This window comes from Glaciihabitans sp. INWT7, assembly GCF_014217685.1.
In the GTDB taxonomy this organism is placed as follows: domain Bacteria; phylum Actinomycetota; class Actinomycetes; order Actinomycetales; family Microbacteriaceae; genus Lacisediminihabitans.
Genome location: NZ_CP043653.1, coordinates 1,266,371 through 1,290,714 on the forward strand (window position 1 = coordinate 1,266,371; position 24,344 = coordinate 1,290,714).

Genomic DNA, 24,344 nt, shown 5'->3' on the forward strand with positions numbered 1-24,344 from the left:
TCGAAGCCGTTCGGCAGCTAACCGGACGTTGGGGGGATGTCCGGTGTTGTTGCCCCGCAAATTTCGGGTTTGCGGTTCTGTGGTAATTACGGTCACTCTGCTCGGGTGCAGAGTGTCGAGAAACCTTCGGGTGGTTTGCTCGACGTCAAAACAGTAACACGGAGTTGAGGACAGACAACTCTGTTTGTCCTCTTTATTCAGCTCGTTCTATCCCCCAATACGGGGGCCAGTCACTCAGCCTCGTCCGGGCGCGGTGACGTAAGCTCGGTTCAATGACCGGTGCTGTTCCGCTTCCCCTCGACCTCGCTGAACTCAGCATCGATTCCTCGGGAGACTCGCTCGTTCGGCGCAGCGTGCTTCCGAGCGGCGTGCGCATCCTCACCGAGCACGTTCCCGGCGCCCGCAGCGCTACAGTGGGTTACTGGGTCGCGGTGGGTTCCCGAGACGAGTTGCCACAGACCTTCGGCAGCACCCACTTTCTGGAGCATCTGCTCTTCAAGGGCACCGCGGCGCGGTCCGCTCTCGACATCGCGGTGAGCTTCGACGCGGTCGGTGGCGAACACAACGCCATGACCGCGAAGGAGTACACCTGCTACTACGCGAAAGTTCAGGACCGTGACCTGCCGATGGCCGTCGAGGTCTTGTCGGACATGGTCACCTCCTCCCTCATCGATGCGGAGGAGTTCGAAACCGAACGCGATGTCATCCTCGAAGAACTCGCCATGGCCGACGACGACCCCTCGGATGTCACGAGCGAGCGGTTCTTCGAGGCGGTGCTCGGCGACCATCCTCTCGGCCGTCCCATCGGCGGGAGCCCGGAGACGATCCGTGCGGCCACCAGGGACTCCGTGTGGAACCATTACCAGTCGAACTACCGTGCTCGCGATCTCGTGATCACGGTCGCGGGGGCAGTCGACCACGATGAGCTCGTCGCGGGCGTACAGCGCGCGCTGACTGCCGCCGGCTGGAAGCTGGACACCGAAGAGGCACCGGTCCCGCGCCGGGACGCCACTCTGGGTGTCATCCAGCGTGGAAGCCCCCTGGTGGTCGTGCAGCGACCGATCGAGCAGGCGAACATCCTCATGGGTGTCTCCGGCATCCCTGCCTCCGATGACCGCAGGTCCACCATGGCCGTCCTCAATTCGATCCTCGGTGGCGGCATGTCGTCACGCCTGTTCCAGGAGATCCGCGAGAAGCGCGGTCTGGCCTATTCCGTCTACTCCTTCTCTCCCAGCTATTCGGACGCCGGACTCTTCGGCCTCTACGCCGGCTGTTCTCCGGCAAAGGCCGGCCAGGTCGCGGAGCTGCTCCTCGGCGAGTTCCGACGCCTCGGCACCGGGGGAGTCACCGACGACGAGATGCGTCGCGCCGTCGGCCAGCTGAGCGGCGCTTCCGCTCTGGCGCTCGAAGATTCCGACACCCGGATGTCGCGACTCGGTCGCTCGGAGATCACCCTGGGCGAATACGCCGATCTCGACGAGTCACTGCGTCGACTCGCACTGGTCACGCCCGAGGGCGTGCGAGAGCTCGCGGCCGAGCTCGCGGCGCGGCCCTTGTCCGTCGCCGCCGTCGGTACCGTCGAGGCCTCGGTCTTCGATGGCATCGTCGACCAGCCCCACTCCGTCTGACCGCAGCTTCATCCCTATCGACCCGTAAGAGGAACAACGATGTCCCACTTCATCTACCTCGTTCGCCATGGCGAGCAGCAGGATGCCGAACACGGCATGCCCGACGGACCACTCTCCGGGCGCGGCATCCGCCAGGCCAAACTCCTCGCTGACCGGCTGAGCGGGGTGCCATTCACCGGCGCCTGGCATTCGCCCCTGCAGCGTGCGGAAGAGACCGCCACCATCATGACGGCCAGTATGCCGAGTCTCGACTCCAAACCCTCGGCCCTGCTCTTCGACTGCATCCCCTCCGGGCCGACTCCCGACATGCCCCACGCCTTCGACTCCTTCTTCGGCTCGGTGACCCGCGACCAGATCGATGCCGGCGAGGCGCAGATGGCGGATGCCGTCAGCGAATGGCTGACTCCGGCGAGGGAGGATCGGCACGACCTCCTCATCACCCACAACTTCGTCATCGCCTGGTTCGTGCGCGAGGTGTTCGACGCGCCGGCCTGGCGCTGGATGGGACTCAACCAGGCCAATTGCGGTCTCACCATCATCCGGGTGCGTTCCGCCAAGCCGCCCGTGCTGATCACGCATAACGACCTCGGTCACCTGCCGGCGGAGTTGCGCACCGGCCTGCCGGAGGGGCAGCCCTTCTAGAGCACCTTCCGGTACCAGTTCGTCGCGTTGGGATTCTCGTTGTAGGGCGGGATGTCGCTGTAGCCGCTCGACCGGTAGAGGCCTCCGGCCGCCTGGAGGCTCGCGTTGGTGTCGAGGACCAGCTCCGTGGCCCCGAAGGCGCGCGCCCTCGACTCGAGTTCGGCGAGGAGCGCGCGACCGAGGCCCTGACCCCGGGCATCGGGGCGCAGATAGAGGTGTTTCACCTCGTAGCGGAGTCCGTCGACTCCCGCAGACTCGAGCAACCTGATACCGCCGCATCCGAGCGCGGAATCGCTCTCGTCGAGCGCGATGAGGAACACACCCCGCGGTTCGATGAAGTCTTCGGGCACCGGGAACGTGGTGCGGTAGAGGCCCTGCGTCGCGGGGAATCCGGCGGCTCGTCCGGCGAAGTATTCGGTCAGCAGTTCGTGGGCCGCCGGCTCGTCGACCCGCGATTCTCTCCAGCGCAGCATCCGACCAGCTTATGGGGGAGGGCTTGGTAGATTTGGGCCATGACAACAACCGTCGCCATCGCCGGCGCGACCGGGCGCATGGGGCAGCTCATCACGCGCCTCATCGACGACTCCCCAGACTTCGAGCTCGTCGCCAGCCTCGATTCCCACTCCGCCCTCGATGACATGCTCGCGGCCGATCTGGTGGTGGATGTCACGGTGCCGGCCGTCAGCCAGGGCATCGTGGATTTCGCGGTCGGACACGGCAAGAGCGTGCTGGTCGGAACGAGCGGATGGTCGGCGACCCGCATCGTCTCGCTCGAGAATCGCCTCATCGCGGAGGGCACCGGCGCTGCGGTCATCATCATCCCCAACTTCTCCATCGGGTCGGTGCTCGCCACATCGTTCGCGGCGATGGCGGCCCGTTTCTACGACTCGATCGAGATCATCGAGTCGCACCACGCCACCAAGGTCGACTCCCCATCCGGCACCGCGGTGCGCACCGCCGAGCTGATCGGGAACGCCCGCGCCGCCCTCGGGCCGGTGATCGCCCCGCACGCCGACCAGCGCGCCCGGGGCCAGCAGGTCTCGAGTGTGCCGATCCATTCGCTACGGATGCAGGGCATCGTGGCCAAACAGGACGTGATCTTCGGCGGAACGGGCGAGACCCTCACCCTGAGCCACGAGACGCTCGACCCGAGCTCGTACGAGTCGGGCATCATGCTGGCCCTTCGCGCCCTCGGATCCGCCACCGGCGTCCTCGTCGGACTCGATCGCCTCATCCATCTCGGTCCCGCCGATCCGGAGCCGCCGGCGGGGATCCCGAGCGATCTCGAATGAAGGGTCGAATCGCGGCGATCGTGATGTCCGCCCTCCTGGTGCTCTATCTGGTCCTGGTGCTTCAACTCGCTCTCCGGCTGATCGCCGTCGACAACGGCATCTCGATGACCCTCGGGATCGCCCTGCTCGTGCTTCCGCTGATCGGTGCCTGGGCCCTCGTGGCCGAGATCCTCTTCGGCGTGCGCACCCAGCGTCTGGTGCGCGAACTGGATGCCGCGGGCGAGCTGCCCGTCGACTCCCTGCCCAAACGCACCAGCGGTCGTCCGGAGCGTGCCGCGGCAGACGCCGAGTTTCCCCGGTACAAGGCCGACGTCGAAGCCGATCCCGGCAGCTGGAAGGCCTGGTTCCGGCTCGGGCTGTCCTACGACGCGAGCGGGGACCGCAGCCGCGCCCGCCGTTCGCTCCGGCGCGCGATCGCCCTCGAACGTTCGACACGCTGAGCGCTCGACACCCAGAGCGCTCGACACCCTGAGCGCTCGCGTCTTCGTCGCTAGGGCAGGAAGGCGTCGATCGCCTGCTCGACAGTCTCGTCCCGGAACACGAAACCGTCGGCGAGCAGCTTCGACGGGAGAATCTGCTGGCTGCTCAGCAGCAGCGCGGGTCCGGCATCCTGCAGCGCGAGATCGATCACCCAGGACGGCGCGACAAAGGGATACCAGCGGTGCATCCGCTTCGCCACGTGGTGGGTGATGCGATCGGAGGTCGCCGGAGTGGGCCCGACGAGGTTCACCGGACCGCTGAGTTTCGATGTGAGCAGGTACCGGATGGCGGCGGCCTCGTCGTAGAGGCTGATCCAGGGCCAGATATCGCCGCCGGTACCGAGACGGGTACCGAGGCCGAGCCGCGTGAGAGCCATCACGGGCAGCAGCGATCCGCCGTTGCCGATCACCACTCCGGTGCGGAAGGTCACGAGGCGGGTCTTCGCCGGCCGCAGCTGCGCGGCTTGCTCCCATGCCTCGACGACGTCGCCGAGGAATCCCGGCCCGCGCTTGGACTCTTCGGTGAGGCGTTCGCCCGGGCGATCGCCGTAGATTCCGACTGCCGATCCGCTGAGGAAGACCTTCGGCGGGGTCGTCGCCCGCGCCATGGCCTCGGCCAGCGTGCGGGTGGCTTGAACTCGAGAATCCAGGATCTGCTTCTTGTAGCCGCGGGTCCACGGCAGCCGACCGATGGATGCCCCGGAGAGGTTGATCACCGCGTCGACCCCGTCCATCACGCTCGCGTCGAGCATGTGAGCACTGGGGGCCCAGTTGATCTCCTGGGGGGTCTTCGGCTGCCGGCGCACCAGCGAGAGCACCTCGTGCCCGTCTTCCTGCAACTGCCGGGTGAGTTCGGCGCCGATGAATCCGCTCGCACCCGAGATGAGGATGCGCAGGGGTTTACGCACCGGGGCCCGTGGCGCTCTCGCCTTGCGGGGAGAGGGCGCGGCGGCCGAGGGCAGGTCTGTTGTGGGCACTATGCGAGATTAGCTTCGAGAGTGATGGGGATGCCTGCCAACGCGCGCGAAACCGGGCAACTCTCCTTCGTCTCGGCCGCGATCCGCGCGAAATCCCGTTCGCTGATGCCCGCCACCTTCGCACTGACCAGCAGGTGACTGCCCGTTATACCGGCGCCGGGATCGAAAGTGACCGCCGCCGTCACCTGGAGACTCTGCGGCGGTGTGCCGAAACCAGCGAGCGCGCTGGCGAGGGCCATCGAGAAACAAGCAGAGTGGGCTGCGCCGAGCAGTTCCTCCGGATTGGTGTGGGCGGGCTCGCCGCTGGCCCGGGCGGCCCAGGTGACGGGGAACTCCGCCGCGGCAGAGGAGTCGAGCCTCGTGTGGCCCGATCCGCTCGTCAGATCACCGTTCCAGAGCGTCGTCGCCTCGCTGGTCACCGCCATGGCTTCAGACTACGCGCGAGCACCGGCCTTCCGCCCGGTCAGGCCTGCCCGAACGAGAAGCAGATAGAGCTGGCATCCGAAGCAGTAGTCGAATACCGAGTTGAGGAATGCCGCGATGAACGCCGCCGCCGCGAAGATCACGAGCCCGAAGGGCACACCCGCGAGGTGCAACACCACACCGATGAGCGTGACCACGAGGCCCACGCCCTGGGAGAAGGTCGGCGGCCTCGGATCCTCGAGGTGAGTCGGCGCCACGAGGCGGGGACGCACGAGCGTGCGGAAGAGCCAGCCATAGGGATGACGCGAGACCCCGGCGAGCGCACCCCACGCGAAGAGCGCGGTGATGATCGCGAACAGGATGAACGCGGGTTGGCCAGCCCGTTCGCCAATCGTCGGCGCGGAAACGGCAGTCGAGGCGAGGGCGAGTGCGATCACGACGAGAAGGAGCACGGCGGTGATTCCCGCGCTGAAGCGCGGTCCGCGGGGGTCGATGCCCGGGGTACCGGGCCTCGCGATCAGTGCCTGCTTCGAGGCGGGAAGTGGTTTCGTAACGCTCATGAGCGCCCTTTCGGTCGGGTTCTCGCCTAGGCGGTGTGGAGGATTCGGCCGAGCTCGGCACGCACGTCCGCGATGCGGGGTGCGCCACCGATCCGCGCTCGCACGGTGCCGCTCGCATCGAGAATGAGGGTGGTCGGGGACTGGAGCAGGGTGAACCGGTCCGCGAGATCGGGACGCGTGGTGACGTCGACATCCACGTGGGTGATGCCGGGCAGTTCGGCCGCCAGCCCACGGAGCAGCGAGTTGGTGGTGCGACACGGCGAGCAGAACTCGGTGGAGAACTGCAGGAGGGTGGCACCCGAGCCCGCCACGGCATCCGCCGAAAGCTCTGAGACGCGGATGCGCTCGTCGCTTCGAGAGACCGCGCGAATGCGTCCTGTGGTCGAGCGCCAGACGAGGCCGATCACGGTGGAGGCGGCGAGAAGAGCGACCAGCACTGCGGCGATTCCGAGGGGGTTCATGGTGCGATCCACGCTATCCGCGCCGCCATCGCGCTGGCGCTGTATGACGCGGGGTTACACGGTTCTGTTCTGCGTCTCGCGGTCGTGGGCGCTGCGGCGGCCCGTCGCGACGGATGCGGCTGCCAGACGCGACGCCGAGAGCGGATCTCCGTGCCTTCCCCCGGCGTGTCGCATCCCTCAAACGGCGAGTCGCACGTTTGGTCCGCTCTCAGCAGGGATGTCGACTCCTCCACAGCGCTCGACAGCCACATCATCTCCACCGGGAGGATCGGAATTCCCCACGTCGCCGGGACCGCGATCATCATCGGCTCATGTCATCGCTCGAATCTTCTCTCCGATCCCTCGGTGGCGTCGCCCACGTCCGGACCCTCGGCGAAATCGGAATACCGCATTCACAGGTCGAGCGCGCGGCTGCCATCGGGAGGGTCGTGCGAGTGCGGCCAGGCGTCTATGCCGCGCTCGACGCCCATGCAGAACTAGTCCGAGCGGCCCGGGTCGGTGGCCGGCTCGCGGGAGCCTCGGCGGCGCGGGCGATGAGACTGTGGGTTCCGCCGGACCGGGGGCTCGTTGTGGAAGTATCCCGAGGTGCAACTCACCTGCGGGATCCCGATGATCCCCATCGAGCGCTTGACCGAAATCGTGGGGACGTGCGGATCCTGTGGACCGGCGCGCCGCGGCCCTTGCGCCATTCAATCGGGGTCGCTTCGATCGCGGACATGATGAGGCAACTCGTCGACACCGAACCGGACGAATACATCGTCGCGATCCTGGATTCGCTTCTGCGCCGCACGGAGACCTCACGTTTCGACCTCGAGGCCGCCGCGATCGGGCTGTCCGCAAAAGGACGTTCGCTGCTTTCGCTCGTCGACGATCGCGCAGATTCGGGGTCGGAGAGCGTGGTCAGGGTGCTTCTGGCTCAAGCGGGGTGCGCGGCGACTCCCCAGGTGCGCATCCCCTTCACGGATCTCGACCGGATAGATCTCCTTGTCGGCGATCGACTGGTCATCGAGTGTGACAGCGAGCAGCACCACGGCGGTCGCGAGCAACGTCTTCGTGACCTTCGGCGGGATGCCGCTCTCGCCTGCCTCGGATTCATTGTGCTGAGATTCGACTGGCGGCAGATCTTCTTCGAGCCAGCCTCCGTGGTCTCTGCTGTTCTCAGATATGTCGAGCTCGGTCTGCATCGATTCTGAGTGGAATCGAACTGGCGGCGCGTCACTGTGTCCAAGGGCGGACTTCCCGGCGGCGCGCTGTGCCAGGCGGTCGACCTGCCGTTCCTCGCGGCGCAGGTCCGCCCTGGGCGACAGCAGTCCATCGCGATCTGCACCCGCGGGCGCGATACCCTGTAACTCGTGTCTACGTCCCACAATCCCTTCGGCCAGGTGCTCGTCGCGCTGGTGACCCCTTTCACCGCAGACGGGGAGGTCGACTGGGCGGGCGTGGAGAAGCACATCGACGATGTGATCAACGCCGGGGCCGACGGTATCGTCGTCACGGGTACCACGGGGGAGACATCCACTCTCACCGACCCGGAGAAGCTCAAGCTCGTCGAGGTGGGAAAGTCAGTCGCGGCCGGCCGGGCGAAGATCATCACCGGCGGCGGATCCAACGAGACCGCTCACGCGATCGAGCTGTACAAGCACAGCGAGAAGGCCGGCGCCGACGCCGTCATGATCGTCACCCCGTACTACAACAAGCCCACGCAGGCGGGGGTGCTCACCCACTTCCGCATGATCGCCGACGCCACCGATCTCCCGGTCATCCTCTACGACATCCCCGGGCGCACGGGCATTCCGATCCGCTACGAGACGATCCTGCGCGCGGCGAAGCATCCCAACATCAGGGCGATCAAGGATGCGAAGGGTGACTTCAGCGAGGTCAGTCGGGTGCTGAACCAGACAGACCTCCTCTACTTCTCCGGCGATGACGCCAACGTGCTTCCCCACCTGGCGGTCGGCGCTACCGGTCTCATCGGGGTCACGGCGAACATCGCGGCCGCACCCTACCGGGTGATCGTGGATGCGGTGAACGCGGGCGATCTCGCCACAGCCACCGCAGCGCACCAACAGCTCGAGCCGCTCGTGCGCGCCGTGATGACCCACGTGCCCGGCACTGTCGCCGCGAAATACATCCTGCACGGCCTCGGCCGCATCGACAGCCCGCGGGTGCGGTTGCCTCTCGTCGGCCCAGAGGACTTCGAGGCCGCCCAGATCGAAGACGAGATCGCTCTCGTCGGTGAGATCCCCGGCGTCGACCTCTCGAACTTCCGCCCGGACCGCAATGCGGCCGCGGGCGGCGCGTTGCCCAAAGTCGCCGGCACCACGCGATAACAGCCCGAAGAAGGGGGTTAAAGGCCCCGAAGATCACCGAACAATTTGGACCCCATGAACTCACCGGTATACGAACCACGTCCTCTCGCACCCGCAACGTTGCGCGTCATCCCCATCGGCGGTCTCGGGGAGATCGGCCGCAACATGACCTCTTACGAGATCGACGGCAAGATCCTCATCGTGGACTGCGGTGTGCTCTTCCCGGAGGAGAACCAGCCGGGTGTCGACCTGATCCTGCCCGACTTCAGCCCCATCAGGGACCGGCTCGACGACGTGCTCGGCGTCGTGCTGACGCACGGCCACGAGGACCACATCGGGGCGGTGCCCTACCTGCTCAAGCTCCGCCAGGACATCCCCCTCATCGGGTCGACGCTCACGCTCGCGCTGATCGAGGCGAAGCTCAAGGAACACCGCATCACCCCGTACACCCTCACCGTCGCGGAGGGGCAGTCCGAGAAGATCGGTCCGTTCGACCTCGAGTTCATCGCGGTGAACCACTCGATTCCGGATGCCCTCGCGGTGGCCATCAAGACCGCCGCCGGTGTCGTGCTCCACACCGGCGACTTCAAAATGGACCAGCTCCCCCTCGACGACCGCATCACCGACCTGCGCGCGTTCGCCCGCCTCGGCGAGATCGGCGTCGACCTGTTCCTCCCCGATTCCACTAACGCGGATGTCCCCGGCTTCACCGCCCCGGAGCGCGACATCGGGCCCGTGCTCGAGTCCGTCATCTTGAAGGCGCCGCGACGAGTGATCGTCGCGAGCTTCTCGAGCCATGTGCATCGCGTGCAGCAGGTGCTGGATGCCGCCCACGCGAACGGACGCCGCGTCGCATTCATGGGTCGATCGATGGTGCGGAACATGACCATCGCCGCCGACCTCGGGTACCTCAAGGTGCCGGCCGGCGTTCTCATCGACGCGAAGAAGGCCGCCGACCTCCCCGACAACAAGATCGTCTACATGTCGACCGGGTCTCAGGGCGAGCCGATGGCCGTTCTCGCTCGCATGGCCAACCTCGAGCACCAGATCGAGGTGGGCAAGGGCGACACGATCATCCTGGCCTCGAGCCTCATCCCCGGTAATGAGAACGCGGTCTACCGCGTGATCAACGGCCTCACCAAGCTCGGTGCCAATGTCGTGCACAAGGGCAACGCGAAGGTGCACGTCTCCGGGCACGCCTCGGCCGGCGAGCTGCTCTACGTCTACAACATCCTGAAACCCAAGAACGTGCTTCCGGTGCACGGCGAGTACCGCCACCTGGTCTCCAACCAGCAGCTGGCGATCGCGACGGGCATTCCCGAGGCCAACACGATCATCGGTGAAGATGGCATCGTCATCGACCTCAAGGACGGCGAAGCGACCGTCGTCGGCCAGCTCGATCTCGGCTTCGTCTACGTGGATGGTTCCTCCGTCGGCGAGATCACGGATGCCGACCTCAAGGATCGCCGCATCCTCGCCGAGGAGGGCTTCGTCTCGATCTTCGTCGCGATCGACGCGCAGACCGGACGGGTCATCGTCGGGCCGGAGATCCAGGCTCGCGGATTCGCTGAGGACGAAGCGGTATTCGACGCCGTCAAGCCGCTCATCGTCAAGGCGCTCTCGGATGCCGCGGCGAACGGCACGCGCGACACGCACGCCTTCAGCCAGGTGATCCGCCGCACGGTGGGCCGTTGGGTGAATTCGTCACACCGCCGTCGTCCGATGATCGTGCCCGTGGTGATCGAGGCCTAGTCCGCCGCTGGTCGAGTAGCGCCCTCCCGGGCACAGATCGAGACCCGCCGCTCGAGCATCCCGGGCTGCGAGACACCCCGGCATTAGCGTTGGCACATGGCTACGAGCACCAGGTCGACCCCCCGCGCGCGCGCAACGCCGCGCGCCGCGACCCGCCCAACGGGCAAGGGAACCACGCGCAAACTGCCCGTGATGAAGACGGCCCCGTCGGACCAGCCCGGGCTGCTCACCGTGGCGTGGCTCGCGCTCGCTCACGCCGTGGGGGGTGCCGCGCGCGTGCTCGGCCGCGAGACCCTCGCCAAAGACGAACGTCGCGACGGCGTCCCTTTCTTCATCTTCCTCCTCGCCGTGGTCGGCGCCGTTGTCGAGTGGTTCAACCCCGCTGACCCGATCGCCATCGCGCTCGACTCCTATACCTTCGGCGGGTTGTTCGGTCGGGTCGCCTTCGCGCTCCCGGTGATCATGCTGCTGTTCGCGGTCTGGCTGTTCCGGCATCCGTCATCGGTGCACGACAACGGCCGCATCGGCATCGGCCTCGCGCTCATGCTCACCTCGATCAGCGCGCTGTGCCACATCTTCGGTGGCGCACCGCAACCCTCCGGCGGTGTCGAGCCGCTCGCCCGTGCCGGCGGAGTCGTCGGTTGGATTCTCGCCGGTCCGCTGCTCGCCGTAGGAACGGCCTGGCTCGCGGTTCCCCTCGTCTCGCTGCTGCTGCTGCTCTCGCTCTTCATCATCACGAAGACTCCGCCGAATCGCACCGGTGCGCGCCTTCGGGAGCTCTACGCCTACCTGTTCGGGGCCCAGATTGCGGAGCCAGCCCCCACCAAGGTGCTCCAGAAAGGCCTGACGGCCGACACCGGGGACTTCGGATCGCTCGGCGACCTCGACCTCGACGGGGAGGACTCCGGATCCCTCCCATGGTGGCGTCGCAACAAAAAGCGCGAAGACGAGCCGGCCTTCGACAGCCCGGTCGTCTCGAAGGACGGCAGCGCCACGGACCAGGCCACCGAGGTGATCGACCGCACGCGTCGAGACGAGGAATTCGGCACCGAGTTGCTCGACGAGCTCGTCGAGGCCGAAGCGGCGGTCAAGCGTTTCACCGGCGAAGTCGCACCCGTCACCGGAATCCGTGACGACGGCCCGCTGGTCGCCGACCTGCTGCCCGGATTCGCGGCGACGGCCTCGGCGAAGGGTGACCTCGGCGAGTTCGCGGCGCCGAAACCGAGTGCTCCCACCGCGCCCTACCGCCTGCCCGCCGCATCCAGCCTCGTGCCGGGCACGCCGCCCAAGTCGCGCTCCGAGGCCAACGACGTGATCGTCGCCTCGATCACCGAAGTACTCAAGCAATTCCAGGTGGATGCCCGCGTCACCGGTTTCAGTCGCGGCCCGACGGTCACCCGGTACGAGATCGAACTCGGCCCCGGTGTCAAGGTGGAGCGCGTCACGGCGCTCACGAAGAACCTGTCCTATGCCGTCGCGAGCAACGAGGTTCGCATCCTGTCGCCGATCCCCGGCAAGAGTGCCATCGGCGTCGAGATCCCGAATGCCGATCGCGAGATCGTGTCTCTCGGAGACGTGTTGCGCTCCAAGGCGAGCACCTCGAGCGTGCATCCCATGACCATCGGTCTCGGCAAGGATGTCGAGGGCGGCTTCGTCGTCGCCAACCTGGCCAAGATGCCCCATCTGCTCGTTGCCGGTTCCACCGGCTCGGGAAAGTCGAGTTTCGTCAACTCGATGATCACCTCGCTCCTGATGCGCGCGACGCCCGCCCAGGTGCGCATGGTGCTCATCGACCCGAAGCGGGTGGAGCTCGCGCCCTACGCCGGCATCCCGCACCTCATCACGCCCATCATCACGAACCCCAAGAAGGCCGCGGAAGCGCTGGCCTGGGTCGTGAAGGAGATGGACATGCGCTACGACGACCTGGCGAGCTTCGGGTTCCGCCACATCGACGACTTCAACGCGGCGGTGATCGCCGACGAGATCGTGCTTCCGGCCGGCAGCGAGCGTTCGCTCAAGCCCTACCCCTACCTGCTCGTCGTCGTCGACGAGCTCGCCGACCTCATGATGGTCGCGCCGCGGGATGTCGAGGACTCGATCGTGCGCATCACCCAGCTCGCGCGGGCATCCGGTATCCATCTCGTGCTGGCGACGCAGCGACCCTCGGTCGACGTCGTCACGGGACTCATCAAGGCAAACGTGCCGTCCCGTCTGGCCTTCGCCGTGTCGAGCATGACCGACTCGCGCGTGATCCTCGACCAGCCAGGCGCCGACAAGCTCATCGGCCAGGGCGACGCACTGTTCCTGCCGATGGGGGCCTCGAAGGCCATCAGGGTGCAGGGCGCGTGGGTCACCGAGAGCGAGGTGAATGCCGTCGTCCAACACGTGACGCGTCAGGCCCGACCCGACTATCGCAATGACGTCGCGGTCTCCGCCGAGAAGAAGCAGATCGACGGGGATATCGGCGACGACCTCGAGGTGCTGCTCGCGGCTGCCGAGCTCGTCGTGAGCACCCAGTTCGGATCGACGTCGATGCTTCAGCGCAAGCTGCGGGTCGGATTCGCGAAGGCCGGTCGCCTCATGGACCTGCTCGAGTCGCGGCAGATCGTGGGGGCATCCGAGGGATCCAAAGCCCGCGATGTGCTCGTCGCCCCTGAGCAGTTGCCGGGAGTTCTCGCGAAGTTGCGCGGGGAAGACGGGCCGGCCGCCTCGGCGACCGACGACCGGTACTCGGCCGATCCGGTGGGTGACTCGACGAGCGGATACGATGAGTCCCACGTGAACGCGGACGAAGACGCCTGGAATCTGACCGGCAGGGAGTGAGAGTCATGGCATCGCCAGAATCTCGTGAACCGTCCGATCCGGTCGTTCCCGTCAAGCGTCCGAACCCGATGCGTGGCCGGGTCGCCCGCGCGGGGGACACCCCGGCGAGCACAGGCAACATCGCCAACATCGTCACCGTGGTGCGCATCTTCATGGCACCGGTATTCATCTGGCTGCTGCTGGCCGACGGCGGCGATCTCGGCTACCTGAGGTACATCGCCGCCGGCCTTTTCGTGCTCGCGATCGTCACGGACACTGTCGACGGGATCCTCGCCCGCCGTCAGAACCTGGTCACGGACTTCGGAAAGATCCTCGACCCGATTGCCGACAAGGTGCTAATCGGTGGGGCTCTTGTCGCGTTGTCGATCCTCGGCGAACTGTGGTGGTGGGTCACAGTGGTGATCCTGGTTCGCGAATTCGGCATCACGATCTTCCGGTTCGCGGTGATCCGCACCCGGGTCATTCCCGCCGTCGCCAGCGGCAAGCTCAAGACCGTGCTCCAAGCGGTGGGCATCTCGCTGTTGCTCTTCCCCTTCTGGACCGCCGTGGGCGACTGGGAGCACTGGGCGGGCTGGATCGTTATGGGAGCCGCCCTCGTGCTGACCGTGGTCTCCGGTGTCGATTTTGTCGTGAAGTATCGCCAGCAGAACCGCGTCGCAACGGCCTGAGCCATGACCAGGGAACGCACCGCGGATGTCGCGGCAGAGGTCGTCGCCATCCTGATCGAACGCGGCCTCACCATCGCCGTCGCAGAGTCGCTCACGGGAGGACTCCTCGTCTCGGCCCTCGTCGACGTGCCCGGGGCATCCGCTGCGGTGCTCGGTGGGGTCGTCGCCTACAACACCGCGATCAAGCACAGCGTGCTCGGGGTGGACGCCGGTCTTCTCGCGGAACACGGACCGGTGGATCCGGAGGTCGCCCGGCAGATGGCCGACCGGGTGAGAACCGTTCTCGCGGTGGGCGGTGCGAAGGCGGACATCGGATTGTCGACGACCGGAGTCGCCGGCCCCGGGCCCCAGGACGGTCATCCCGCGGGCACGGTCTATCTCGGATTCGCGATCGGCGAGGATGTGAGTTCGCTGAGACTCGAACTGGGGGGAGACCGTGGGGCTATCCGAGACCAGACTGTCTCCGAATCACTTGCACGGTTGAGAATCGCCCTCGAAACCCGGTGAACAGCTCCGGGAATCTTTCTCGTTTCGATCTCGTTACATCACAGTGATTCACAAGCGTCATACAGATGTAGCTGGTTACTGTTTTATCTACCGGTGGTTTAGTGTTACTGATCCGCTGGGCCGGAATTACTCAGCAGCATCCGTGGTTATCGTTCGTGTGGTCGTTTTTACGACGCAGTCGTAGTAGAGGAGGAGGGTCCAATGGTTCTAGTTCGTCAAGAAATCGGTGACGTGCTCCGGGACTTCCGCCTGCAGAAGGGTCGAACCCTTCGACAGGTCGCGAGCAAAGCAAGTGTTGCTCTCGGCTACCTCAGCGAGGTGGAGCGTGGCCAGAAAGAGGCCAGTTCCGAGATCCTCGCTTCGGTCGCGGATGCACTCGAGACACCGATCTCAGTGATCATGCGTGAGGTGGGCGACCGCCTTGCAGTAATCGAGGGGATCAACATCATTCCCGACACCGTCCCCGACGACCTCGTCGCGGATTTCGACGCGGGACTCGTCACGCGCTAAGACTTACCGAACCGACACGGTGTGGCCGGTTCGTGGAATGAATGCCCGGCTTTCGTGAGCCGGGCATTCGTCGTTAAGACCGTCTCCGTCGGGCGACTTCTGCGCTGTCGAGTACTCCCTGCATCCCGATCGACCGGTGCGCGCGTCGACCATGGTACGAGCCCGATACGCTTAACGGATGCGCCTCAGCCAGTTCTGGACCGCCGTTTCCGACGAGTTCGGTGCGGCCCTCGGCCGTGCCCTCGTGCATGATCTGGTGCTCGGTGAACTCGGAGATCTCACTGCGGAGCAGGCCCTCGCAAAGGGGCTCGACATCCGCGGTACCTGGCTCGCGCTCTGCCGCGCCACCGACGTTCCGGAGGGCCGACGCCACGGTGTCGGCAACCGGGAGCCGAAAGCGGGAGCCTGAGCCAAACGGTCAGGCCCGGCGGCGACCCAGCAGGGAGCGGATGCTTCCCACCACGGCCCAGACGACGAGTCCGATCGCGACCCCCAGGGCGGTGCCGCCGAGAGTGTCGGTGAACCAGTGCACGTTCAGGTACAGGCGGCTGTACCCCATGGCCACGACGTAGACCACCCCGAACACGGTGAACCAGCGATGGCGCACCAAGAGTGCGAGCACCACGATCAGCGATGCCGCTACCGCGGAATGGCCAGAGGGATAAGCCGAGAGGCTGACGGCGATTTCTCGATGGGGCGGGCGCGGCCTCTCGAATATCGCCTTGAGGGATTCGACGGCCCACTGGGTGATCGGGCGTAGTGGCAGCACCACAAGGGCGGCCAAGACCCCCCGGGTGACCAGCAGCGCGACCGCGGCTATCGCGGGAACGACGAACAGGGCGATGCTGCCGCCTCCGAGTTGGTTGAGAGCGAGGGAGGGAGCTTCGAGCCACGGTGCGCGGAAGCCCGCGATCGCCCGATAGAGCGCCTCGTCCACAGTGGTGGGGCGCCCCGAGAGAGCGGCGGAGGTGATTGCTCCCCCTGCCACGCAGAGGGCCAGAGCCACGGCGGCCACGAGCATCCCGATCCCGCGTTGCGCAGTGGTGCCCCACGCCCTGTCGATGCGGATCGCGCGGGAGGAGCTTCCTGGGGTGTGCGGCATGGTCCCATTGTCTCCGAAGCCGGCGTGAAAGAGGGAGAAGACCATCGCTCGGCTTCGAATCCACGCGACACGCCGGAGCGCAACATTCGAACATGTCTTCGGTGTGGCGTAGTCTCCTTCACAGCGGCCGAAATCCGCGAATTGTTCACCGTATGTCCCCGGCCAGGCAGCAATGTCCCCGGTCTCGCGTACCGTTCGATTCGTTGGACGAAGCCACCAACAACAGCCTTGTCGCAGGTCGTGAACACCTTGCAGGATCGGTGTTTTCGACGAAACGGCAGCCTATAGGCGCATCACCTCGACGCTAGAAGGAGCACCACAATGCCATCAGTTGCAGATCGCGAAAAGTCCCTGGAGACCGCCCTCGCCCAGATCGACCGCCAGTTCGGCAAGGGCTCCGTCATGCGCCTCGGCAGTGACGAGCGCGCTCCCGTCGCGGTGATCCCGACCGGTTCCATCGCGCTGGATGTTGCCCTCGGCATCGGCGGGCTTCCGCGCGGTCGCATCGTGGAGATCTACGGCCCGGAATCCTCGGGTAAGACCACGCTCACCCTCCACGCCATCGCCAATGCCCAGAAGGCCGGGGGAATCGCCGCCTTCATCGATGCGGAGCACGCCCTCGACCCCGAATACGCCAAGGCGCTCGGTGTCGACATCGATGCCCTTCTCGTCTCGCAGCCCGACACGGGGGAGCAGGCGCTCGAGATCGCAGACATGCTCATCCGGTCCGGCTCGATCGACCTCGTCGTGATCGACTCGGTGGCGGCGCTGGTGCCCCGCGCCGAGATCGAGGGCGAGATGGGCGATTCGCACGTCGGACTACAGGCGCGGCTCATGTCTCAGGCCCTCCGCAAGCTCACCGGCGGGCTCAGCCAGACCAACACCACCATGATCTTCATCAACCAGCTTCGCGAGAAGATCGGTGTGTTCTTCGGCTCGCCAGAGACCACCGCGGGAGGCAAGGCACTCAAGTTCTACGCCTCCGTGCGCCTCGACATCCGCCGCATCGAGACCCTCAAGGAGGGAACGGATGCCGTCGGTAACCGCACCAGGGTCAAGGTGGTGAAGAACAAGATGGCTCCGCCGTTCAAGCAGGCCGAGTTCGACATCCTCTACGGCACCGGCATCTCCCGTGAGGGAAGCCTCATCGACTTCGGTGTCGAGCACGAGATCGTGCGCAAGTCCGGCGCCTGGTATACCTACGACGGTGACCAGCTCGGCCAGGGCAAGGAGAACTCTCGCAAGTACCTGATCGAGCACGCGGCCACCGCGAACGAGATCGAGCAGAAGATCAAGGCGAAGCTCGGCATCATCGTCGACGCGAAGGCGGCCGCGGCAGCCGCATCGCAGGCGAAAGCGGACGCGAACGCAGAGCTGGCCGCTGCCAAGTCGGCCGGTACGCTGACCGCGGCCTCCACCCCGGCGAAGGGCTCGCGTGCCAGTGCGGCCGAAGCCAAGGCCGCAGCCAATGCGAGTTTCGCGGCGGCCGACAGCCGCACCGCGATCGGCGCGTAGATCGTGGTGTCCGGTGACGGCCCGAAGCTCGCCCGGGTGACCTACCTGCCCGGGGTCACTCCTGCCCCGGCGCAGGAGGGGCCGTCACCGCAGAGCGACCCGACCGAGAATGCCGCGGGCGCGGTTCTCCCCGATTTCGTCTCGTTCTTCGGGGAGAAGGTACCCGCGCAGTCAGAGGATTCGACCGTCTCCGAGGTGCACGCACCCACTGACGATCCGGAATCCGCGGCACGCAGCGGCACCCGCCGAGAGGTGCGTGCCGAGAATGTGAGCATGCACGCTCTCACCCGTCGCGGTATGTCGCGCTGGGAACTCGAGAAGACCCTCCTCTCCCGGGAATTTGACGAAGACGTCGTCGAGGCCGAGCTGGACCGTCTCGAGGGGGTCGGCCTCCTCGACGATGCGGCGCTTGCCGAGACCTTCGTCCGCACGCAACACGATCGCAAGGGATTGGGACGCGGAGCCATCACCGCGGAGCTCCGTCGCCGTCACGTGGACCAGGAGCACATCGATGCTGCCCTGGAACAGGTCGACGACGACGATGAGCAAGAACGCGCCACCCAGTTGGCGATCAAGCGTGCCGGCCAGTTGAGTTCCTACGATCTTGAGACCGCAAAGCGCCGACTGCACGGCTTCCTGTCCCGCAAGGGTTATTCGTCGGGCGTCGTGCGCGCGGCGATCGACGAGGCGCTGTCACCTCGCTCGAGCGGCGTGCGATTCCGGTAAGGGCTTCACCGATGGCGGGCAGGCCCGTTCGCCGAGCGGATGCGCGCGAGGCGACGGTTAAGATTGGGGAATCATGACCCTCACTGCTTCTCTCGGCGCCACCCCTGCCGCCACCGCTTCCCCACGCACCTACGAGGTGCGCACCTTCGGCTGCCAGATGAACGTGCACGACTCAGAACGACTGAGTGGCTCGCTGGAGGCGGCGGGTTACGTGCGCGCAGAGGGTGGAACCGCGGATGTCGTGGTGATCAATACCTGTGCGGTGCGGGAGAACGCCGACAACAAGCTCTACGGAAACCTCGGTTATCTCGCCTCGGTCAAGCAGAAGCACGAGGGGATGCAGATCGCCGTCGGTGGCTGCCTCGCCCAGAAGGACAAGAACGTCATCCTCGATAAGGCGCCCTGGGTCGATGTGGTGTTCGGCACCCACAATATGGGATCGCTCCCCACGCTGCTCGAGCGGGCACGCCACAACGGTGAGGCTCAGCTGGAGATCCTCGAATCCCTCGACGTCTTCCCCTCGACACTTCCGACCAAGCGCGAGTCCACCTATTCCGGCTGGGTATCCATCTCGGTCGGGTGCAACAACACGTGCACGTTCTGTATCGTCCCGGCCTTGCGCGGCAAGGAGAAGGACCGCCGGCCGGGCGACATCCTCTCCGAGATCCAGGCGATCGTGGATGACGGGGCCATCGAGGTCACCCTTCTCGGTCAGAACGTCAATTCCTATGGGGTCGAGTTCGGAGATCGGCAGGCCTTCGGCAAGCTGCTCCGTGCGGCCGGCGAGATCCGCGGGCTCGAGCGCATCCGTTTCACCAGTCCGCATCCGGCTGCCTTCACCGACGATGTGATCGACGCGATGGCGGAGACCGGCGCCGTCATGCCGCAGTTGCACATGCCGCTCCAGTCCGGGTCGGACCGGATCCTCAAGTCGATGCGCCGCAGCTACCGGTCCGACAAATTCCTGGGCATCCTCGACCGGGTGCGGGCCCGCATCCCGAACGCGGCGATCTCCACCGACATTATCGTCGGCTTCCCGGGAGAGACCGAGGAGGACTTCCAGGAGACCCTCCGTGTGGTCGAGCTCGCCCGGTTCGCTACCGCCTTCACGTTCCAGTATTCGATCCGTCCCGGCACTCCCGCGGCGACTATGGACGAACAGGTGCCGAAGGACGTGGTGCAGAAGCGCTACGAGCGGCTGGTCGCGCTGCAGGACCGCATCTCCTGGGAAGAGAACCAGAAGCTGATCGGCACCGAGGTTCAGGTGTTGGTCGGCGCCGAGGGGTCGAAGGATGCCGACACCCACCGGCTGTCCGGTCGCGCCGAAGACAGCCGGCTCGTGCACTTCGAGGTGCCGCCACACAGCGAGCTTCCGCGTCCGGGGGATGTCGTCACCGTGCGTATCTCCGAGGCGAAGCCGTTCTATCTGCTCGCCGACTCCGCCGACGGAGTCTCCTTGTCGATCCGGCGCACGACCGCCGGAGACGCCTGGGATCGGGCCGAGGCCGACTCGTGCGCGGTGCCCTCCGCCGAAGGTGCCGCAACCTCTCCGGCACGGGTCTCGCTCGGGTTGCCCACCCTCCGGATCGCCACCTCCCCGATCTACGACCTCAACGACGGGCAGCGCTAGCGGCGATGCTCATCGTCATCGTCGGTGCGACCGGCACCGGCAAGTCGGCCCTCTCGCTCGATCTCGCAGACGCGTTCCGTTCCGCGGGCCGGGCGGCCGAGATCGTCAATGCCGACGCCATGCAGCTCTATCGCGGCATGGATGTCGGCACGGCCAAGCTTCCGGTCGACCAGCGTCGCGGCATTCCGCACCATCTGCTCGATGTGCTCGACCCTGGCGAGGAAGCCAGCGTCTCGGCCTTTCAGGCGGATGCCCGCGCCGCGATCACGGGAATCCTCGATCGCGGGGCCGTTCCGATCCTGGTCGGCGGATCCGGACTCTACGTGTCGTCGGTCGTCTACGACTTCCAATTTCCTCCCACCGACCCGATCGTTCGCGAGCGGCTGGAGCAGGATCTCCTCGTGCGTGGTCCTGGCCTGCTCTACCGCGATCTCCGTGCTGTGGACGAGGAAGCCGCGACGGCGATCGGTCCGTCCAACGGTCGGCGCCTCGTGCGTGCACTCGAGGTCGTCGAGCTCACCGGGCGGCCATTCGGGTCTGGCCTGCCCGCCGAGTCCGACCACTGGATGCCGACAACCTTCCTCGGGCTCGCCACTCCGCGAGACATCCTGGTGCCCCGGCTGGACGAACGGGTGGCCGGAATGTGGAGAGACGGTCTCGTCGACGAGGCGCGAGCGCTCGAGGGCACCGGGCTCGGGGTGACGGCGTCTCGCGCCATCGGCTATGCGCAGGCGCTCGGGCAGATCAGAGGCGACCTCACCGAGGCAGAAGCCATCGAGCAGACCCGGGTGCTCACCCGCAAGTACGCCCGTCGCCAGGTGGGATGGTTTCGGCGGTATCCCCAGACGACCTGGCTGGATTCGGACGACCCTGACCGGGTGTCGTCCGCGCGCCGGATACTCTTGGATCATGCCTGACCTGCATTTCACCAAGGGCCACGGAACCGGCAACGACTTCGTCTTCTTCGCCGATCCCGACGGCCTCATCGATCTCACTCCCGCGCAGATCGCCGCGATCGCCGACCGCCACTTCGGTGTGGGAGGCGACGGCGTCATCCGGGCGGTGCGTTCCCAGAACCTGCCTGCGGGTGCTGCGGCCCTCGCCGAGGACGATGCGGCGGAGTGGTTCATGGACTATCACAACGCCGATGGATCGGTCTCGGAGATGTGTGGAAACGGCATCCGCGTCTTCGCCAAGTTCCTGATTCAGAACGGGCTGGCGACGCTCGGACAGGGGGAGACCCTCCCGATCGGCACCCGGAGCGGTGTGCGCGACCTCCAGCGCAACAGTTCCGGATTCCAGGTCGACCTGGGGCGCTGGTCGCTCGAGGGCGGCGAACCGCTTGTGCGGGCGAAGAACCTGTCTGTGGCGCGTCCCGGTCTCGGAATCAACATCGGCAACCCCCACGTCGTCGTCGCCCTGTCCAGTGACGAGGAGCTCGAGAGCGCCGACCTGACCTTCATCCCCGTGCTCGACCCAGAGGCGACCGAGGGCGCGAACATCGAGTTCGTCGTGCCGATGGACCCGCTGGTGAAAGACGGCGTCGGACGCATCCGCATGCGCGTGCATGAGCGCGGCAGCGGCGAGACGCTCTCCTGTGGCACCGGGGCGGCCGCGGCGGCCCTGGCCACTCGGCACTGGGCTGGGTCCGGCGCTCCGAACCAGTGGCGGGTCGAGGTGCCGGGCGGCACCCTCGGGGTGCGGATGTGGGCGGCAGAAGACGGCGAGCACGTCTCGCTGAGCGGACCGGCCGAGCTGGTCTTCGAGGGTGATCTCACCTACTGAACTGCGCCGACGTGCTGGTGGCTGGGCCCAACGCGCCGCGACCAGCGGCCCGGTTCGCCGACGGCGGCGGATCCAGCCGGGCGAGGGGTCCATCCACCCTTCACAAACGCCGTGGACTGCCGGCGCTCGAGATGACTCTCGAGAATCTGCCGCTCGGATCAGCCGTGCGGAGGATCCCGGTGGGTCACTTTCGGCGCACCCGCAGCACGCGATAGCCCTTGTTGGTGGCTGCGCGCGAGATGGCGAAGTCCGCGGGGAGCCAGCCCTCGAGCCAGCGATGCAGGGAATCGGATCCGAGGTTGCGTTGCACGACGAGCCAGGCATCAGAATCCGGGTCGAGCCGCGGCAGCCAGAACTCCAGCATCCCGTGGAGTTCGTTCTTTCCGACCCGAATCGGCGGATTCGAGCGGATGGACATGAAACTGAGGTCCGCGGGAACATCTTCAGGTGTAACGGCGTTGATGTTAGTGACGCCGATGGCCTCGGCATTGCGGCGCACGAGGTCGAGGGCGCGGGAGTTGACATCCACAGCCCACACGGTGGCGTGAGGGGATTGCAGGGCGAGAGTGAGGGCGATCGGTCCCCATCCGCAGCCGAGGTCGAGCAGATTTCCCCCCGGAGGCGCCGGGGGAGTGTTCGCGAGCAGCACCTGGGTTCCGGCGTCGATGCGTTCGGGACTGAAGATGCCGTTTGACGTGGTCAGCTCGAAAGTCTGACCGGCCAGCGGAACACGGATCTGGCGGAACTTGAGCTCACTCTCGGGCATTTCGGAGAAGTAATGCTCAGAGGCCATGCAGAGAAACCTATCGAAATACGAGGAGCTAGGGTTAACCAGATGATTGAACCTGAGACAGACGCACGCGAGGATGACGACGCCGTCAGCCGCGTGCTGGCGAAAGCCGCGAGCAAGTCGGCCGGGTACACGCTGTTCGGGTCGGGCAACGCCCAGGCCCTCCAGAGTCGCGGGGTCGAGTCGTACTCCGACGGCGACCAGTTCGACCGTGAAGACCGCCAGGCGCTACGCCGTGTCGCCGGTCTGTCCACCGAGCTCGAAGACGTCACTGAGGTCGAATACCGGCAGCTGCGGATCGAGCGTGTCGTGCTCATCGGCATCTACAGCCAGGGCAACACCGAAGAGGCCGAGAACTCGATGCGCGAGCTCTTCGCGCTTGCCGAGACTGCCGGCGCCACCGTACTCGACGGGCTGCTCCAGCGGCGGGCGACTCCCGATGCCAGCACCTTCTTCGGCAAGGGGAAGGCCATCGAACTGCGGGATGTGGTCGCCAGCGTCGGCGCCGACACCGTGATCGTCGACAGCGAGCTCGCCCCCAGCCAGCGCCGTGCGCTCGAGGACGTGGTGAAGGTGAAGGTTATCGACCGCACGGCGGTGATCCTCGACATCTTCAGCCAGCACGCCAAGAGCCGGGAAGGCAAGGCGCAGGTGGAACTCGCCCAGCTCGAGTACCTCCTTCCTCGGCTCCGCGGTTGGGGAGAGTCGATGTCCCGCCAGGCCGGTGGCCAGGTGGGCGCCGGCAACGGAATGGGAAGCCGTGGTCCCGGTGAGACGAAGATCGAACTCGACCGCCGCCGCATCCACACCCGCATGTCCCGACTGAAGAAGCAGATCCTCGCCTTCAAGCCCGCCCGAGAGGCGAAGCGCGCGAACCGCAATCGCAACTCCGTGCCATCCGTTGCGATCGCCGGCTATACGAACGCCGGAAAGTCCTCACTGCTCAATCGCATCACGCGTGCCGGCGCGCTCGTCGAGAACGCGCTGTTCGCCACTCTCGACACCGCTGTGCGCAAGAACGAGACCGAGGAGGGACAGGCTTACACCCTCACCGACACTGTCGGTTTCGTGCGCAACCTGCCCCATCAGCTGGTCGAGGCGTTCCGCTCCACGTTCGAGGAGATCGCCGATTCGGATGTGATCCTGCACGTCGTCGACGGATCGCACCCCGACCCCGGCAGCCAACTGGCGACCGTACGAGACGTGATCGGAGAGGTCGAGGCGCGACACATCCCCGAGATCGTGGTGTTCAACAAGAGCGACCTCATCGACGACAGCCAGCGGCTCGTGCTGCGCGGGCTCGAACCGAAGGCGATCTTCGCCTCCGCTCGCACCGGTGAGGGCATCGAGGAGATCCTCGCCGCGATCGCGCGCACCCTTCCCGCCCCGTCGATCGAACTCGACCTTCTCGTTCCCTATGACCGTGGGGATGTCATCTCCTCGCTTCACGACCACGCGCGGATCGTCTCGACCGAGTATGAAGAGGGCGGAACGCGGATCTCGGTGCTCGTCACCGAGGAGCACGCGGCAGCGCTGCGCCCGTTCGCGACGCCGGTGCCCGCCGCCGTCGTCTGATTGCGTAACACTTCTGCCGGTCACGAGCACCGCTTGCTAGTCTGACGGGACCGAGGTTCGCGAGGTCTGCGAGCCCAGGAGCGACAGCCGAGCCCGGCACCCGCCCACAGGAGCCGTTCGGCTCCGCATCCCACCAGAACGGCGATGCAGTGGGCCCAGTGGGCCACTCGACAGCCGGCGATATGCACCG

At 66.3% G+C, this 24,344-nt stretch carries 25 protein-coding genes; 18 read left to right on the forward strand and 7 right to left on the reverse strand.

Going from position 1 to position 24,344, the window contains the following annotated elements; genetic code table 11:
• Positions 1-272: 272 nt before the first annotated feature.
• Together F1C58_RS06190 and F1C58_RS06195 are read left to right on the forward strand one after the other, a co-directional pair.
• The gene (locus F1C58_RS06190; protein ID WP_185203491.1) at positions 273-1,628 is read left to right on the forward strand and encodes a pitrilysin family protein; all 1,356 of its coding nucleotides are present in this window, start codon (positions 273-275) and stop codon (positions 1,626-1,628) included.
• A gap of 39 nt (positions 1,629-1,667) precedes the next feature.
• Positions 1,668-2,270 (forward strand): histidine phosphatase family protein, encoded by a 603-nt coding sequence (locus tag F1C58_RS06195; RefSeq protein WP_185203492.1) that lies wholly within the window; start codon positions 1,668-1,670, stop codon positions 2,268-2,270.
• Here the strand turns inward: F1C58_RS06195 and F1C58_RS06200 are convergent.
• Entirely contained in the window at positions 2,267-2,743 is a 477-nt protein-coding gene (locus tag F1C58_RS06200; protein ID WP_185203493.1) for a GNAT family N-acetyltransferase, read from the reverse strand. The two genes, F1C58_RS06195 and F1C58_RS06200, sit on opposite strands and share 4 nt — an antisense overlap.
• Positions 2,744-2,782: 39 nt before the next feature.
• Between F1C58_RS06200 and dapB the strand changes: the two genes are divergently transcribed.
• Together dapB and F1C58_RS06210 are read left to right on the forward strand one after the other, a co-directional pair.
• Positions 2,783-3,562, forward strand: coding sequence for a 4-hydroxy-tetrahydrodipicolinate reductase (gene dapB / locus F1C58_RS06205; protein WP_185203494.1), 780 nt, complete (start codon positions 2,783-2,785; stop codon positions 3,560-3,562).
• Positions 3,559-4,002: a hypothetical protein gene (locus F1C58_RS06210; RefSeq protein ID WP_185203495.1), complete on the forward strand. Its 444-nt coding sequence runs from the start codon at positions 3,559-3,561 to the stop codon at positions 4,000-4,002. The genes dapB and F1C58_RS06210 overlap by 4 nt, the downstream gene beginning before the upstream one ends.
• Before the next feature lie 50 nt (positions 4,003-4,052).
• Here the strand turns inward: F1C58_RS06210 and F1C58_RS06215 are convergent, their stop codons facing one another.
• The 4 genes from F1C58_RS06215 to F1C58_RS06230 are packed head-to-tail and all read right to left on the reverse strand — an operon-like array spanning position 4,053 to position 6,462.
• Positions 4,053-5,018, reverse strand: coding sequence for a TIGR01777 family oxidoreductase (locus F1C58_RS06215; RefSeq protein WP_370543692.1), 966 nt, complete (start codon positions 5,016-5,018; stop codon positions 4,053-4,055).
• Positions 5,018-5,443, reverse strand: coding sequence for an OsmC family peroxiredoxin (locus F1C58_RS06220; protein WP_185203496.1), 426 nt, complete (start codon positions 5,441-5,443; stop codon positions 5,018-5,020). Before F1C58_RS06220 ends, F1C58_RS06215 begins: the two co-directional genes overlap by 1 nt.
• Before the next feature lie 9 nt (positions 5,444-5,452).
• Positions 5,453-6,001: a DUF4395 domain-containing protein gene (locus F1C58_RS06225; protein ID WP_185203497.1), complete on the reverse strand. Its 549-nt coding sequence runs from the start codon at positions 5,999-6,001 to the stop codon at positions 5,453-5,455.
• 26 nt (positions 6,002-6,027) lie between these two features.
• A complete protein-coding gene (locus F1C58_RS06230) occupies positions 6,028-6,462 on the reverse strand; it encodes a thioredoxin family protein (RefSeq protein WP_185203498.1) in 435 nt (144 codons plus the stop codon).
• Positions 6,463-7,178: 716 nt separating this feature from the next.
• On the opposite strand from F1C58_RS06230, the gene F1C58_RS06235 reads away from it, so the two are divergent.
• The 8 genes from F1C58_RS06235 to F1C58_RS06270 all read left to right on the forward strand — a co-directional run bounded on the left by F1C58_RS06235 (position 7,179) and on the right by F1C58_RS06270 (position 15,440).
• A complete protein-coding gene (locus F1C58_RS06235; RefSeq protein ID WP_185203500.1) occupies positions 7,179-7,655 on the forward strand; it encodes an endonuclease domain-containing protein in 477 nt (158 codons plus the stop codon).
• A gap of 159 nt (positions 7,656-7,814) precedes the next feature.
• Positions 7,815-8,792, forward strand: a complete 978-nt coding sequence (gene dapA, locus F1C58_RS06240; RefSeq protein ID WP_185203502.1) for a 4-hydroxy-tetrahydrodipicolinate synthase — start codon at positions 7,815-7,817, stop codon at positions 8,790-8,792.
• Positions 8,793-8,846: 54 nt separating this feature from the next.
• On the forward strand, positions 8,847-10,523 hold the full coding sequence (locus tag F1C58_RS06245; protein ID WP_185203504.1) for a ribonuclease J: 1,677 nt from the start codon (positions 8,847-8,849) through the stop codon (positions 10,521-10,523).
• A gap of 96 nt (positions 10,524-10,619) precedes the next feature.
• On the forward strand, positions 10,620-13,346 hold the full coding sequence (locus F1C58_RS06250) for a DNA translocase FtsK (RefSeq protein ID WP_185203506.1): 2,727 nt from the start codon (positions 10,620-10,622) through the stop codon (positions 13,344-13,346).
• A gap of 68 nt (positions 13,347-13,414) precedes the next feature.
• Positions 13,415-14,014, forward strand: a complete 600-nt coding sequence (gene pgsA / locus F1C58_RS06255) for a CDP-diacylglycerol--glycerol-3-phosphate 3-phosphatidyltransferase (protein ID WP_185204016.1) — start codon at positions 13,415-13,417, stop codon at positions 14,012-14,014.
• 3 nt (positions 14,015-14,017) lie between these two features.
• On the forward strand, positions 14,018-14,521 hold the full coding sequence (locus tag F1C58_RS06260; protein WP_185203508.1) for a CinA family protein: 504 nt from the start codon (positions 14,018-14,020) through the stop codon (positions 14,519-14,521).
• A 201-nt stretch (positions 14,522-14,722) separates the two neighbouring features.
• Positions 14,723-15,031 (forward strand): helix-turn-helix domain-containing protein, encoded by a 309-nt coding sequence (locus F1C58_RS06265; protein ID WP_185203510.1) that lies wholly within the window; start codon positions 14,723-14,725, stop codon positions 15,029-15,031.
• 178 nt (positions 15,032-15,209) lie between these two features.
• Positions 15,210-15,440, forward strand: a complete 231-nt coding sequence (locus F1C58_RS06270) for a DUF3046 domain-containing protein (RefSeq protein ID WP_185203512.1) — start codon at positions 15,210-15,212, stop codon at positions 15,438-15,440.
• Between the two features lie 9 nt (positions 15,441-15,449).
• Here the strand turns inward: F1C58_RS06270 and F1C58_RS06275 are convergent, their stop codons facing one another.
• Positions 15,450-16,133, reverse strand: a complete 684-nt coding sequence (locus tag F1C58_RS06275; protein ID WP_185203514.1) for a phosphatase PAP2 family protein — start codon at positions 16,131-16,133, stop codon at positions 15,450-15,452.
• 321 nt (positions 16,134-16,454) lie between these two features.
• Here F1C58_RS06275 and recA point away from each other — a divergent pair, with 321 nt between their 5' ends.
• The 5 genes from recA to dapF all read left to right on the forward strand — a co-directional run bounded on the left by recA (position 16,455) and on the right by dapF (position 21,789).
• Positions 16,455-17,648, forward strand: coding sequence for a recombinase RecA (gene recA / locus F1C58_RS06280; RefSeq protein ID WP_185203516.1), 1,194 nt, complete (start codon positions 16,455-16,457; stop codon positions 17,646-17,648).
• Positions 17,649-17,651: 3 nt separating this feature from the next.
• Positions 17,652-18,374 (forward strand): regulatory protein RecX, encoded by a 723-nt coding sequence (locus F1C58_RS16955; protein WP_255461299.1) that lies wholly within the window; start codon positions 17,652-17,654, stop codon positions 18,372-18,374.
• A gap of 73 nt (positions 18,375-18,447) precedes the next feature.
• The gene (gene miaB, locus F1C58_RS06290; RefSeq protein WP_185203518.1) at positions 18,448-20,004 is read left to right on the forward strand and encodes a tRNA (N6-isopentenyl adenosine(37)-C2)-methylthiotransferase MiaB; all 1,557 of its coding nucleotides are present in this window, start codon (positions 18,448-18,450) and stop codon (positions 20,002-20,004) included.
• Between the two features lie 5 nt (positions 20,005-20,009).
• Positions 20,010-20,921: a tRNA (adenosine(37)-N6)-dimethylallyltransferase MiaA gene (miaA, locus tag F1C58_RS06295; protein WP_185203520.1), complete on the forward strand. Its 912-nt coding sequence runs from the start codon at positions 20,010-20,012 to the stop codon at positions 20,919-20,921.
• Positions 20,914-21,789, forward strand: coding sequence for a diaminopimelate epimerase (dapF, locus tag F1C58_RS06300; protein ID WP_185203522.1), 876 nt, complete (start codon positions 20,914-20,916; stop codon positions 21,787-21,789). The genes miaA and dapF overlap by 8 nt, the downstream gene beginning before the upstream one ends.
• 184 nt (positions 21,790-21,973) lie before the next feature.
• Here dapF and F1C58_RS06305 read toward each other — a convergent pair whose 3' ends face one another.
• Positions 21,974-22,582 (reverse strand): class I SAM-dependent methyltransferase, encoded by a 609-nt coding sequence (locus F1C58_RS06305; RefSeq protein WP_185203524.1) that lies wholly within the window; start codon positions 22,580-22,582, stop codon positions 21,974-21,976.
• A 42-nt stretch (positions 22,583-22,624) separates the two neighbouring features.
• On the opposite strand from F1C58_RS06305, the gene hflX reads away from it, so the two are divergent.
• Positions 22,625-24,154, forward strand: coding sequence for a GTPase HflX (gene hflX, locus F1C58_RS06310; RefSeq protein ID WP_185203525.1), 1,530 nt, complete (start codon positions 22,625-22,627; stop codon positions 24,152-24,154).
• Positions 24,155-24,344: the final 190 nt, after the last annotated feature.